Source organism: Devosia sp. Root105, assembly GCF_001424865.1.
Taxonomy (GTDB): Bacteria; Pseudomonadota; Alphaproteobacteria; order Rhizobiales; family Devosiaceae; genus Devosia_A.
This window is the reverse complement of sequence record NZ_LMCR01000012.1, coordinates 633,291-646,114: the sequence shown is the minus strand read 5'-3', so window position 1 is coordinate 646,114 and position 12,824 is coordinate 633,291. Positions and strand designations below refer to the sequence as shown.

The 12,824-nt window shown below is 63.8% G+C and carries 10 protein-coding genes; 7 read left to right on the top strand and 3 right to left on the bottom strand.

The window, feature by feature from the left end; genetic code table 11:
- Positions 1-39 precede the first annotated feature (39 nt).
- Both ASC68_RS11800 and ASC68_RS11795 read left to right on the top strand, forming a co-directional pair.
- Positions 40-1,077: a substrate-binding domain-containing protein gene (locus tag ASC68_RS11800; protein WP_244488441.1), complete on the top strand. Its 1,038-nt coding sequence runs from the start codon at positions 40-42 to the stop codon at positions 1,075-1,077.
- A 153-nt stretch (positions 1,078-1,230) separates the two neighbouring features.
- Positions 1,231-3,087 (top strand): DUF5054 domain-containing protein, encoded by a 1,857-nt coding sequence (locus ASC68_RS11795; protein WP_055879051.1) that lies wholly within the window; start codon positions 1,231-1,233, stop codon positions 3,085-3,087.
- Here ASC68_RS11795 and ASC68_RS11790 read toward each other — a convergent pair.
- From ASC68_RS11790 to ASC68_RS11780, 3 genes are all read right to left on the bottom strand, one after another.
- A complete protein-coding gene (locus ASC68_RS11790; RefSeq protein WP_156387316.1) occupies positions 3,082-3,345 on the bottom strand; it encodes an antitoxin MazE-like protein in 264 nt (87 codons plus the stop codon). The two genes, ASC68_RS11795 and ASC68_RS11790, sit on opposite strands and share 6 nt — an antisense overlap.
- A gap of 4 nt (positions 3,346-3,349) precedes the next feature.
- Complete coding sequence (locus ASC68_RS11785; RefSeq protein ID WP_055879047.1) at positions 3,350-3,922, bottom strand: LysE family transporter; 573 nt, start codon at positions 3,920-3,922, stop codon at positions 3,350-3,352.
- 188 nt (positions 3,923-4,110) lie between these two features.
- Positions 4,111-5,037: a helix-turn-helix domain-containing protein gene (locus ASC68_RS11780; protein WP_055879045.1), complete on the bottom strand. Its 927-nt coding sequence runs from the start codon at positions 5,035-5,037 to the stop codon at positions 4,111-4,113.
- Between the two features lie 161 nt (positions 5,038-5,198).
- Between ASC68_RS11780 and ASC68_RS11775 the strand changes: the two genes are divergently transcribed.
- The 5 genes from ASC68_RS11775 to ASC68_RS11755 all read left to right on the top strand — a co-directional run bounded on the left by ASC68_RS11775 (position 5,199) and on the right by ASC68_RS11755 (position 12,675).
- The gene (locus ASC68_RS11775; RefSeq protein WP_055879042.1) at positions 5,199-7,286 is read left to right on the top strand and encodes an ABC transporter substrate-binding protein; all 2,088 of its coding nucleotides are present in this window, start codon (positions 5,199-5,201) and stop codon (positions 7,284-7,286) included.
- 77 nt (positions 7,287-7,363) lie between these two features.
- Positions 7,364-8,377: an ABC transporter permease gene (locus ASC68_RS11770; protein ID WP_055879882.1), complete on the top strand. Its 1,014-nt coding sequence runs from the start codon at positions 7,364-7,366 to the stop codon at positions 8,375-8,377.
- Positions 8,374-9,597 (top strand): ABC transporter permease, encoded by a 1,224-nt coding sequence (locus ASC68_RS11765; RefSeq protein ID WP_082528094.1) that lies wholly within the window; start codon positions 8,374-8,376, stop codon positions 9,595-9,597. The genes ASC68_RS11770 and ASC68_RS11765 overlap by 4 nt, the downstream gene beginning before the upstream one ends.
- Before the next feature lie 9 nt (positions 9,598-9,606).
- Positions 9,607-11,277 carry an ABC transporter ATP-binding protein gene (locus ASC68_RS11760; protein ID WP_082528093.1) on the top strand — a complete coding sequence of 557 codons (1,671 nt, stop codon included), beginning with the start codon at positions 9,607-9,609 and terminating at the stop codon, positions 11,275-11,277.
- Between the two features lie 27 nt (positions 11,278-11,304).
- Positions 11,305-12,675 (top strand): alpha-glucosidase/alpha-galactosidase, encoded by a 1,371-nt coding sequence (locus tag ASC68_RS11755; protein ID WP_156384582.1) that lies wholly within the window; start codon positions 11,305-11,307, stop codon positions 12,673-12,675.
- Positions 12,676-12,824 lie beyond the last annotated feature (149 nt).

Here is a 12,824-nt window from a genome sequence, read left to right as displayed (position 1 = left end):
TTGCACACGATTTCACTTTAGGGCAGTAAGGCAGACCTTTTGAGCGATCCGGTCACCCGCAACCGCAGCCGCGCGACCGCCGACATGGTGGCGCGCACCGCCAACGTTTCGCGCGTCGCCGTCAGCCGTGCCTTCAACCCGCATGCTTCGATCAAGCCGGAAAAGCGCGACCTGATTTTGAAGGTGGCGCAGGAGCTGAACTACACTCCGGATATGGCCGCCCGCTCGATGGTCACCGGCCGCTCGCATCTCGTCGGCATCATCGTGCCCGATATCTCCGGCCCCTGGGAGAGCCAGGAGCTCGACGCCATGACCACGGCGCTGCAGGCCGAGGGCTTCGCGACATTATTGTTCCGCACCCGCGATGATCTCTCGCTCGACGAGACGCTCCTCACCTACATGAAGGGCTTCAACCCGGATTCGGTGATCGCCTATGCCGAGAACGTCCGCCCCACCACGCTTGCCCGGGTGCTCGATCGCGCTGTGCCGATCTATATTGGCTACCCGGACGAGGAAGCGGCGGAGGAGGAAGCTGCGCCACTGTTCGATCGGCTCGACGTGCTGCAGCGCGAGGGCATCGAGCAGGCCGTGGCGCTGATGCAGGGCTATGGCGCCCGCCGCTTCGCCTTCCTCGCCGGCAAGTCCAACTCGCTCGCCACCCAGTCACGTGAGCGTATGGTGCGCAAGGTGATCGCCGAGCGCGGCCTGCCGCCACCGATCCGCATTCAGGGCGACTACATGTACGACACCGCCTATCGCGAGACAGTGAACCAGTTTCGCCTAGGCGAGCCGGTCGACGCGATCTTCGCCGCCAACGACGTCGGCGCGTTCGGCGCTATCGATGCGCTGCGCACCGAACTCGGCCTGCGCGTGCCGCAGGACGTCAAGGTCGTTGGCTTTGACGACATCCACCAGTCGCACTGGAAGAGCTACAACCTCACCACGGTGAAGCTCGACCTCGCCGAGCGCACCCAGGCGCTGCTGCGCCTGATCCTCCGCCGCCTCAAGAACCCCACCTCACCCTCGCTCACCGAAACCGTGTCGACCCGCCTGGTCGTTCGCGGCACCGTGGGCTGACCTCGTGTGTCGAGATTCAGGTCAGGCCGAGTCGAAAATGGTGGACTTCGAGAACCGGAACGGAGCGTACGTTTGGGTACGTGAGTACCGGAAGCGCAGAAGGCCGCCATTTGCAGGCCGGCATCACCTGAATATCGACGCACGAGATCCCCAGTGACCAAAAAGATCCATCTGGTCTTCAAGACCCACCTCGATATCGGCTTCACCGACCACGCAACGAAGGTGCGCGCCCAGTACCACGAGCGCTTCATCCCGCAGGCGATCGATACCGGCGAGCACTTCTTCGCCGAGGACTCTGAGCATCCCAAGTTCATCTGGACCACCGGGGCCTGGCTGATCTGGGATCACCTGAACTCGCAAAGCCCGGAGCGGGTGCAGCGGCTCGAGCGCGCCATCGATCGCGGCCTGATCCGTTGGCATGCGCTGCCCTTCACCACCCATTCCGAACTGATGTCGCCGTCCGTGTTCCGCGCCGGCTTGAGCTACAGCCAGGAACTCGACAAGCGTTTCGGCAAACAGACGATTGCCAGCAAGATGACCGACGTCCCGGGTCACACCATCGGCATCGTGCCGCTGCTCGCCGAGGCCGGAGTCAAGTTCCTGCACCTTGGCGTCAACTCCGCCTCGCCGCCGCCCGATGTCCCCGACGTCTTCCGCTGGCGCGCCCCGGATGGCGCCGAGATCGTCGTGCTGTATCAAAAATCCTACGGCGAAACCTCGTTCCCCGAGGGCTTTGACGAGGGCCTCGGCTTCGCCCACACCAACGACAATATGGGCCCGCAAAGCGTCCCGCAGACCGTCGACGCCTGGCGCGAGCTGCAGGGCCATAACCCGGGGACTGAGATCGTCGCCTCGACCCTCGATGCCTATGGCGAAATTCTCTGGGCCCGCCGCGAGCAGTTCCCGGTTGTCGACCTCGAGCTCGGCGACAACTGGATCCACGGCGCCGGCACCGATCCGGACAAGATCAAGCGCTTCCTGCACCTGCAGCGCCTTTATGATGGCTTTGCCGACGAAGCGCTCACTCCCAGCCGTCGGGCTTTCGGTCGCGGCCTCACCATGGTCGCCGAGCACACCTGGGGCGTCGACATCAAGTCATACCTGCGCGACGACCAGGCCTGGGACCGCCCGGCCTTCGAAACCGCTCGCGTCGCCGACTACCGCTTCCAGTATTCCGAGGCCTCCTGGGCCGAGCAGCGCGCCTATCTCGACGCTGCTGTCGCCGAGCTTGAGCCTGCCGATCGTGCGCTGGCCGAAGCCGCCGAGGATCCAGCGATCGAGGGCACCGGCTGGTTCGTCGAAACCGATCCCAACACCGGTGACGTGATCGTCATTCGCTCCCCCGCCGGCGTCGAGCTGCGCGGCGAGGGGGGCTGCCTCCTCGGCTATCGCTACGAGAGCTACGACGCCTCCGACGTCGCCGCCCACATGGACACCTACCTGACGCACCGGGCTCAGTGGGCCATCCTCGACCACATCAAGCCCGGCCTCGATCAGGCCGCCTCGGCGCGCTCCCTGAGCTTCACCCCGAAACTGGTGGACGGCGCCGCGACCCTCGACGCTGCTGCGCACGCCACTCTCGGCGCTCCCGCACGTGTCGCCTACCGTTTCCGCGCGCTCGACAGCCACCACCTCGAAATCACCGTCGAGCTGCTCGACAAGCCGGCAAACCGCATGCCCGAGGCGAGCTTTGTCACCTTCACGCCGGCAGGCACGCATGACTGGCAGTTCCTGAAAATGGGGCAGTGGCTGCCCGCGAACCGCATTGCGCACAAGGGCGGTGGTCAGCTCCAGGCCGTCGCCGCCGTGCGCACTGCCGGTGTCGAACTCCGACCGCTCGACACGCCGCTGGTCGCGCCGACCGCGACGAAGTTCATGCCGTTCAACCCCAGCCCGCCGGATTTCTCCTCCGGCCTGCGCTTCAATCTCCACAACAACAAATGGGGCACCAACTTCCCCATGTGGTGGGGCGCCGAGCGGTTTGAGGCGCGGTTCGTGCTGGAGCTATGAACCGGTCTTGTTCGTCGGCTCGTCCGGAACAGTGAGATTATCGTCCCACCAATCATCGCTCTCCGGATTGCCCCATTCCTGCATGGAATCGATGAAGGCTTGATCCTCCGCCTCTGAAGGGCTGTTTGCGATGGTCAGTGAGTCCTCGCGGGCTTGACGGCGAAAGGCCTCGGACGTGGTATCGGGGACCAGCATTGGACGGCCGTTGATCACGACCGTCACCATTGGAATGCTCTCGCGCTGTCGCTTCTTTAGCACGGGACTATCCTAGCACCGAGGCTGCGATCACGCCGGCAAAGCCGACCAGCGCCACCGAGGCGACCTTGCGCACCACGCCGGTGTGCCGGTCGCCTGCTGCCGCCCCGATCGCCCGACCCACGAGGATCCACGCAAACCCCACCAGCGGCACCATCAGGGCGAAGCTGAGCACGTACCAGACCAACTGCGGATGGTTTGTCGGGATGATGCTGAGCGAGAAGATCAGCGCTTTGGGGTTGAGCAGGGTGGTGACGAATACGCTCTGCATGCCGATCGTCGTTTGGCTATGGGTCAAGCTCGCATTGTGGCGCCAGAGCTTGATGGCGGTCCAGATCAGGTAGGCGACCACCGCCGCCTTGAGCGCGATCCCCACCAGCGGGTAGCTATGAATCACCGGCCCCAGGACGATGCGGATCGTGCCGACGGCGATCAGGTAACCGGCGAGTTCTCCCGCCAGCAGCCGCACCGACCGCTGCACCCCCATTGTGGCTCCGGATGTCGCCAAGAGCGTATTGGTCGGCCCGGGCGTGCCAAGCAGCGTCAGCACTGCAAGAATGAACAGGATCGGGTCGGTCATCGGAACTGGGGTCTCATACGCGTTACGCGCGAGTGAAGCGCGGGACCGGAGGCGAACACAAGACCCGGGTGCGGGCTGACCGGGAGACGATGGAGCAGAGATGTTAGTGTGAGGGTCTCCCTCCCCCTTGCGGGGAGGGGACAGGGGTGGGGGGCCACAGCCACCGGCTCATCTGACTGTAGCCAGTCTCACCTGAGGTAGTGCGCCCGCATCTGCCGCGGCGTCAGCCCGTAGGCGTTGCGGAACTGCACGTAGAACTGGCTCAGCGCCGAAAAGCCGCTCTCGAACGCTACGTTCTCGATCGACAGGCTCCCCTCGAACAGCAGCGAACGTGCCCGGATCAGCCGCATCCGCACCACGAACTTGTGCATCGGCACCCGCATCACCTCGGTGAACAGGTTGAGCGCATAGTTGGGATGCAGTCCGACCACCTTGGCCACATCTTCGGCCCTGAGCGGCTCCGAAAGGTTCTCGAGGATGTGGCGGATCATCGCCACCACGTAGCGCAACGGCGAGGCCGCCCGCATCGTCGAACCGACGCTCTCGATCCACGGCTCCATCAGGACATCCCAGCCGGTCACCGCCGCCCGTCGCAGCATCAGCGCGATTTCTTCCTTGAGGATGTCTGTCCGCTCCGCATCGCCCGAGCGGTAATCCTGGTACCAGCGCGTCAGCGTATCGGCGCCGATCGTCTCGGGCGGCAGCATCACCACTCCGCCGCCCATCATCGTCTCGGTGAGCTGCCCCAGGTTCGGCATGTGCAGAAAGCTGTCGAGCGGCAGGTAGACATTGCACTGCCGGCTGTCGTGGTTCACCCCATAGTCGATCGCCGTGGTCTGGTGCGGGATACCCGCCCAGAACAGCACCAGGCGGCCCGATGGAATGCGCAGCGGCCGTCCGTCGATGACGTAGTCCATGCTGCCGGTGGTCAGCCAGTTCAGCTCGATATGACCGTGGAAGTGCTCTTCCGGCATGATCTGCGGATCGAACCAGCGGATGCCGAAGCGTCCAAACGCCTGCGTCTGGGCGTAAAACCGCCGGTCCGGACGCGGCACCGGGGCGGTGGCTTTCTCTCGCGGCTTGCCCGGCAGGAAGTGCTGCGGCTGCTCGTTCATCGGTCCTGTAGCAATCTGTAAAAACCGGAAATACTCATTCAGATAATCGGATTGTTCGCGTTGGCGCAAGGTCTACCCTTTTGAGGCTGGGACAAGTGGTGGCGGGTTGGAGGCCTGCTGCCGGGTGCGTGTTGTGCCGGTCTCGAGCCTAGGGAGGAAACATGCGTAAACACCTATTTGCCCTTGGCGGGGCAGGGCTTCTGCTTGGCGTTTCGATTTTCGCTGCGCAGGCCCAGATCGTTCCGCCGACGACCCCACCTGATCCGCCGAAATTCGATGCACAGGGAACGCCTGTCTTCGTCGGTGCCAAGGATATCTATGAGTACGGCACGCTGCCGGAATACCACGAGCCGGATTTCGTGAAGGCCTTTGTCGACGCCGGGAAGCTCCCGCCGGTCGCCGAGCGCCTGCCCAAGGAACCGTTGATCTTCAAGGCGTCGAACATGCCCGACGGCATCGGCGTCTACGGCGACGTGATGCGTCACGTCATCGGCGGCCGGCCGGAAGGCTGGAACTACATGGGCGGCCAGTCACAGGGCTGGGGTGGTGTGGACAATTCCACCATGGAATGTCTGACCCGTACCGGGCCGCTGTTCGAGGTCAAGGCCGAGGAACTGGCGCCGCTTCCCAACCTCGCCAAGAGCTGGGAATGGTCCGAAGACGGCCACAAGCTGACCATGCACCTCGTCGAGGGCGCCAAGTGGTCGGACGGCGTGGAATTCACCACCGAGGACGCGATCTTCTACTGGGAAGACAACGTCATCGATCCGAACGTGACGCCGCTCAACGGCGCCTCGCCCGAGATGTTCGGCGAGGGCACCACGCTCGAAGCGCTGGACAAGTACACCCTGCTCTGGACCTTCAAGGAAGCGTTCCCCAAGCAGTACCTCTACCAGATGGCGCACGGCAATTTCTGTCCGGGCCCGGCGCATATCTTCAAGCCGCTCCACCCCAAGTACAAGGCTGGCGCGACCTACGACGAGTACAAGAACGCAATTCCGCCCACCTACATGAACATCCCGGTGATGGGCGCCTGGGTGCCGGTCGAGTACCGTCCGGACGATATCATCGTGCTGCGCCGCAACCCCTATTACTGGAAGGTCGACGACAAGGGTAACCAGCTGCCCTACCTGAACGAAGTGCATTTCCGCCTCTCGACCTGGGCGGATCGCGACGTGCAGGCCGTGGCCGGCACCGGCGACTTCTCCAACCTCGAACAGGCCGAAAGCTATGTCGAGGCGCTGAAGCGCTCTGCCGATCCCAACGCCCCCGCCCGTCTCGCCTTCGGTGCCCGCACCATCGGCTACACGCTCTACCCGAACCTCTCCGGCAATGGCTGGGGCGAACCGGATGCGCGTGGACAGGCAATCCGCGAACTCAACCGCAATGAGGATTTCCGCAAGGCGATCACCTACGCGATTGACCGTCAGCGTCTCGGCGAAGCTCTGGTGAAAGGGCCGTTCACGGCCATTTATCCGGGCGGCCTCTATGCCGGCACGACCTATTACGACAAGGATTCGACGGTCTACTATCCGTTCTCCCTCGAGTCCGCCAAGGAAGAGCTGGCCAAGGCCGGTCTCGTCGATACCGACGGCAATGGCGTGGTGAACTTCCCTGCCGGTACTGCCGGCGGCGCCGACGTCGAGATCACGCTGCTCGCCAACGCCGACTACCAGACCGACAAGAACCTTGCCGAAGGCGTCATCGCCATGATGGAGCCGCTCGGCATTCGCGTCATCGCCAACTTCCTGACCGGTACGCAGCACGATGCGACCTACCAGTCGGGCAAGTTCGACTGGCGCGTTGCTCGTAACGGCTCCGAGCTCATCTCGGTGGTCCAGAACACCTCGGCTCTCGCGCCGACCGGTCCGCAGGTCAACGGATCGCATCGCGCCGGCACCGACGGCACGCTGGATCTCTTGCCGTGGGAGCAGGAACTGGTCGACAGCGTCAACGCGTTCATCGCCACTGACGATGCCGCCAAGCGTAGCGAGCTGATGAAGACCTACCAGAAGCTCTACACCGAGAACCTGTTCGGCATCGGTCTCACCCAGTATCCGGGTGCGCTGATCATCAACAAGCGCTTCGCCAACATCCCGGCCGGCGCGCCGATCTACATGTTCCAGTGGGCCGAGGACAACATCATCCGCGAACGCGTCTACGTCCCGACCGACAAGCAGCAGGCCTACGAGCTGCACCCCAACACCCTCCCGGGTGAGCCGGGTTCTGCCGGCGCGGCTTCACTCTAACCGCACCGTACGGAACCCGCGGCAAGGGGGTATACTCGCCCCCTTGCCACCTGACCGGAGGAGAGACTGATATGCACTTGCTACGTTTTCTGGTGATGCGACTCCTGGCCGCCCTGCCGGTCCTGCTGGTTCTCAGCGTCGTGACTTTCGCCATCATCCAGGCCCCTCCGGGCGACTACGGCGACTACATCCGCTCGATGCTGATCAATCAGGGCGGCGCGACGATGGAAGAGGCCGAAAAGCAGGCCGATATCTATCGTGAACAGAACGGCCTCAACGAGCCGCTGCCGGTCCAGTACGTTAACTGGATGGTGGGCATCGTCACCCGCTTCGATTTCGGTCACTCGCTGTTTTACAACAAGCCGGTCAGCGACGTCGTCGCCGAGCGCCTGCCACGCACTGTCCTCCTGGCGCTGACCTGTCACTTCTTTGCGTCGGTCATCGGCATCGGTATGGGCATCATCGCTGCCACCCGACAATACAGCTGGATCGACACCACCTTCGGCGTCATCTCATTTCTCGGCATGACCGTGCCACGGTTCCTGCTGGCGCTGATCATCATCTACATCCTCGCCTTCAAGCTGAACGTACAGGAGCTCGGGAGCTTCTTCTCCTCGAGATACGGAGGCGCGCCCTGGAGCTGGGACAAGTTCCTCAACCTGGTGCAGCATGTCTGGCCGGTCGTCTTCATCGCCACGTTCGGCGGCCTCGCCTACAATATGCGCGTCATGCGGGCGAACCTGCTCGACGTGCTCAATAGCCAATACGTCGAGACGGCCCGAGCCAAGGGCATGTCGGAAGGCGCCGTGATTATGAAGCATGCCGTGCCCAATGCGCTGCATCCGCTCATCGCCTATCAGGGTGTGGCGTTGCCCTACATGCTCACCGGCGAGATCGAGGTCGCCATCGTCTTTGGCCTCGCGACTGTCGGGCCGGCCATTGTCGGCTCCATGGCGGTGGGCGACGTCTACGTCACCGCCACCTTCGTGCTTGTCCTCGCCGCCACGCTGATCATCGGCAACATCGTCGCCGATCTGCTGCTCGCCGCAGTCGATCCCCGCGTCCGACTTGGTGGGGAGAACCGCGAATGAGCACCATCGCTGACAAGCCGACCCTCTCGACCACTGAAACTGGCGCCGCCAACTCTGCCGAACTCGCCACCCCGACCGGGCACCAGCTGCCGCCCGCCGACCCACTGGCCGACGGAAAAACTGTCACGCCCGCCGGACGCTTTGCCCACGGCAACGAGACCTATGCCGCCCTGGTCTGGCGGCGCTTCCGTCGCTCAACCATGGGCATGATCGGGCTGGTGCTCACCGTCGCGCTGATCCTCATGGCCATCTTTGGCGATTTCTTCGCGCCGATGGACCCAAAGCGGGCCGAAATCGCCTTCGCGCCGCCCGACCACGTCGAGTTCAGCGCCCCCGACGGCGGCTTCAGCCTCATTCCATTCGTCTACCCGATCGTCGAGACCGGGGAGTTCGACCCCGTCACCTTCCAGCCGATGACCGGTCCGGACAAAACCAATCCCACCGCGCTCGGCTTCTTTGTCCCCGGCCACCGCTACAATCTGCTCGGTATCATTCCAGCCAATATCCACTTCTTCGGCTCGGTCGACGGCCGGCCGATCCACTTCCTCGGCACCGACAAGTTCGGCCGCGACATCCTTTCGCGCGGCATTGTCGGCTCGCAGATCTCGCTCACCATTGCGCTCGTCGTGGTGCTGCTCACCACCACCATCGGCACGCTCGTCGGCATCGCCTCGGGCTATATCGGCGGCCGGCTCGATGCCTGGGTGCAGCGCTTCGTCGACCTGGTGCTTGCCTTCCCGCAACTGCCGCTCTACCTGGCGCTCGCCTCGCTGATCCCGGTGACGGCGCCTTCGCCGGTGTTCATCGCCTTCGTCATCGGTGTCATGGCGGTGCTTGGCTGGGCCCAGCTGGCCCGCGAGGTGCGCTCCAAAACCCTGGCGTTGGCCCGCATCGAGTATGTGCGCGCCGCTGTCGCGGTGGGCTCGTCCGATTGGCGCATCATCCTGCGTCACATCCTGCCCAACGTCTCGAGCCACCTGATCGTCGCGGTGACCATCGCCATTCCCAGCGTCGTGCTGCTCGAGAGCTTCCTCGGCTATCTCGGCTTCGCTGTGAAGCCACCGCTGATCTCCTGGGGCCTGATGCTGCAGGATACCGGCACCTTCTCGGTGATCGGCTCCTATCCCTGGATCCTCTCGCCCGTCGTCTTCGTGCTGATCACCGTGTTCGCATTCAATGCGCTCGGCGACGGCCTCCGCGACGCTATCGACCCCTACTGAGGTGAAGAGATGAGCACCATCGACACCAATGATCTCTCTCCGCCCGAGCGCTACGACCTGGGCAGTCACGGTCGCGAACTGATCCTCGACGCCCGCAACATTGCGGTCGATTTCAAGGTCGAAGGCGGTATCGTCAATGCCGTGCGCGATGTCTCGTTCCAGCTCCACAAGGGCGAGACTATCGCGCTGGTGGGGGAGAGCGGCTCCGGCAAGTCTGTCACCGCCCGCACAGTGATGCGCCTCCTCACCAGGCGCGCGACGATCAGCGGCAAGTCCCGCATTACGCTCGGCGGCAAGGACATCCTGAAGCTCCCCGATGCCGGGATGCGCAAGCTCCGCGGCAACGACATGTCGATGATCTTCCAGGAGCCGATGAGCTCGCTGAACCCGATCTACACCGTCGGTGCCCAGCTCTGCGAAATCCTCCACCTGCACAACCGCATCTCGGGCGCCGAAGCGATGAAGCGCGCCCGGCAACTGCTGGAGGACGTGCAGATCCCCGAGCCGGAAGCACGGCTCCGCCAATATCCGCACCAGATGTCGGGCGGCCAGCGCCAGCGCGTCATGATCGCCATGGCGCTCGCCAACCGCCCCGACGTGCTGATCGCCGACGAGCCGACCACCGCGCTCGACGTCACCGTGCAGGCCCAGATCCTCAACCTCATCAAGGATCTGAAGTCGAAATACGGCATGGCGGTGATCCTCATCACCCACGATCTGACCATCGTCAAACGGTTCTCCGACTACGTCTATGTCATGCAGAACGGCAAGGTTCAGGAGCACAACACCACCGAGGCGCTGTTCGCCAATCCGCGCCACAGCTACACCCGGCATCTGCTCGCCTCCGAACCCAAGGGCTCGGCCAAGCCGATCGAGGCCAACTCGCCGACGGTGCTGGAGGGCAAGGACGTGAAGGTGGCCTTCACGCTGAAACGCGGCGGCTTCTTCAGCCCGGATTTCTTCGAGCTGGTTGCCGTCGACAAACTGTCGCTGAACCTGAAGAAGCACGAGACCCTCGGCCTCGTCGGCGAGTCCGGCTCGGGCAAGACCACTTTTGGCCAGGCGCTGATCCGCCTGATCGGCAACCAGGGAGGCGAGATCCTGTTCGATGGCGAACGCATCGACACCAAGGACCGAAAAGCGATGCGGCCGTTGCGCAGCCGCATGCAGATCGTTTTCCAGGATCCGTTCGCCTCGCTGAACCCGCGCATGAGCGTGCGCCAGATCATCGAGGAAGGCCTGATCGTCAACGGTCTCGGCGGCAACTCCCGCGAGCGCGGTGACCGGGTCCGCCAGGCGCTGCGCGATGCCGGGCTGCCCGACACTATCCTCAACCGCTTCCCGCACGAGTTCTCGGGCGGCCAGCGTCAGCGCCTCGCCATCGCGCGCGCCATCGCACTCGAGCCTGAGTTCATCCTGCTGGACGAACCGACCTCGGCGCTCGACCTCTCGGTGCAGGCCCAGATCATCGAGCTGCTGCGCAAGCTCCAGGCGGAGAAGGGCCTGAGCTATCTGTTCATTTCGCACGACCTCAAGGTCGTCAAAGCCCTGTGCCACCGGGTGATGGTCATGCAATACGGCAAGATCGTCGAACAGGGGCCGGTCAGCGAGGTTCTCGAGAACCCCAAGACCGAATACACATCGCGGCTCGTCCGAGCCGCCTTCGAAATCGCGGCCTAAAGGCCCAGCCATACTAGCGGAGACATTTTGATGGCTAACCCCAAGATCACCTTCATCGGTGCCGGCTCGTCCGTGTTCATGAAGAACATTGTCGGCGACATCCTGCAGCGCGAGGCGCTGACCGGCGCCGAGATCCGCCTGATGGACATCAACCCGCAGCGCCTCGAAGAAAGCGCCATCATCGCCGGCAAGCTGGTGAACACCCTGGGCGTTCCCGCCACGGTGAAGACCTTCTCGAACCAGCGTGAAGCGCTTGATGGCACCAACTTCGTCGTTGTCTGCTTCCAGATCGGTGGCTACGAGCCCTCGACCGTCGTCGATTTCGAGGTGCCCAAGAAGTACAACCTGCGTCAGACCATCGCCGACACCCTGGGCGTCGGCGGCATCATGCGCGGCCTGCGCACCGTGCCGCATTTGTGGTCGATCTGCGAGGACATGCTGGAAGTCGCCCCCGAAGCGGTGATGCTGCAATATGTCAACCCGATGGCCATCAACACCTGGGCCATCGCCGAGAAGTACCCGACCATCAAGCAGGTCGGCCTCTGCCACTCGGTGCAGGGCACCGCCATGGAATTGGCCCACGATCTCGAGATCCCGTATTCCGAGATCCGCTACCGCTCGGCCGGCATCAATCACATGGCGTTCTATCTGAAGTTCGAGCATCGCCAGCCCGACGGCTCCTACCGCGATCTCTACCCGGACCTGGTTCGCGCCTACCGCGAGGGCAGGGCGCCCAAGCCGACCTGGAACCCGCGCTGCCCCAACAAGGTGCGCTACGAGATGCTGACTCGCCTCGGCTACTTCGTCACCGAGAGCTCCGAGCACTTCGCCGAGTACACTCCGTACTTCATCAAGGAAGGTCGCGAGGACATCATCGAGAAGTTCGGCATCCCGCTCGACGAGTACCCCAAGCGCTGTGTCGAGCAGATCGCCAAATGGAAGACCACTTCCGACGAGTACCGCAAGGCCAACACCATCGAGGTCAAGCAATCCAAGGAATACGCCTCCGAGATCGTCAACTCGGTCTGGACCGGTGAGCCGGGCGTCATCTACGGCAACGTGCGCAACAACGGCGTCATCACCAACCTGCCGCACAACGCCGCCGTCGAAGTGCCCTGCCTTGTCGATGCCTCAGGCATCCAGCCGACCTATATCGGCGACCTGCCGCCGCAGCTGACGGCGCTCATCCGCACCAATATCAACGTGCAGGAGCTCACCGTCGCGGCGCTGATGACCGAGAACAAGGAGCACATCTACCACGCTGCGATGATGGATCCGCACACTGCCGCCGAGCTCGACCTCGAGCAGATCTGGAACCTCACCGACGACCTCCTCGCCGCCCACGGCGACTGGATCCCGGCCTGGGCCCGTCCCGCCAAGAAGCAGCGCGTCGCGTAAGGGGCAAGCGCACCGTCCCCTCCATGATCCTCCCCCGCGTGGCGGGGGAGGGGGACCAGCGAAGCTGGTGGAGGGGGCGGCCAATCCCACGGTCCGTCCCACGAACAACCTCTCCTCCCTGACCTGGCCCCGCGGCATCCCGCGGGGTT

Coding starts and splice junctions, on each gene's coding strand:
- ASC68_RS11785 (WP_055879047.1), bottom strand. CDS start 3,922: ATGACCGACCCGATCCTGTTCATTCTTGCAGTGCTGACGCTGCTTGGC.
- ASC68_RS11780 (WP_055879045.1), bottom strand. CDS start 5,037: ATGAACGAGCAGCCGCAGCACTTCCTGCCGGGCAAGCCGCGAGAGAAA.
- ASC68_RS11775 (WP_055879042.1), top strand. CDS start 5,199: ATGCGTAAACACCTATTTGCCCTTGGCGGGGCAGGGCTTCTGCTTGGC.
- ASC68_RS11765 (WP_082528094.1), top strand. CDS start 8,374: ATGAGCACCATCGCTGACAAGCCGACCCTCTCGACCACTGAAACTGGC.
- ASC68_RS11760 (WP_082528093.1), top strand. CDS start 9,607: ATGAGCACCATCGACACCAATGATCTCTCTCCGCCCGAGCGCTACGAC.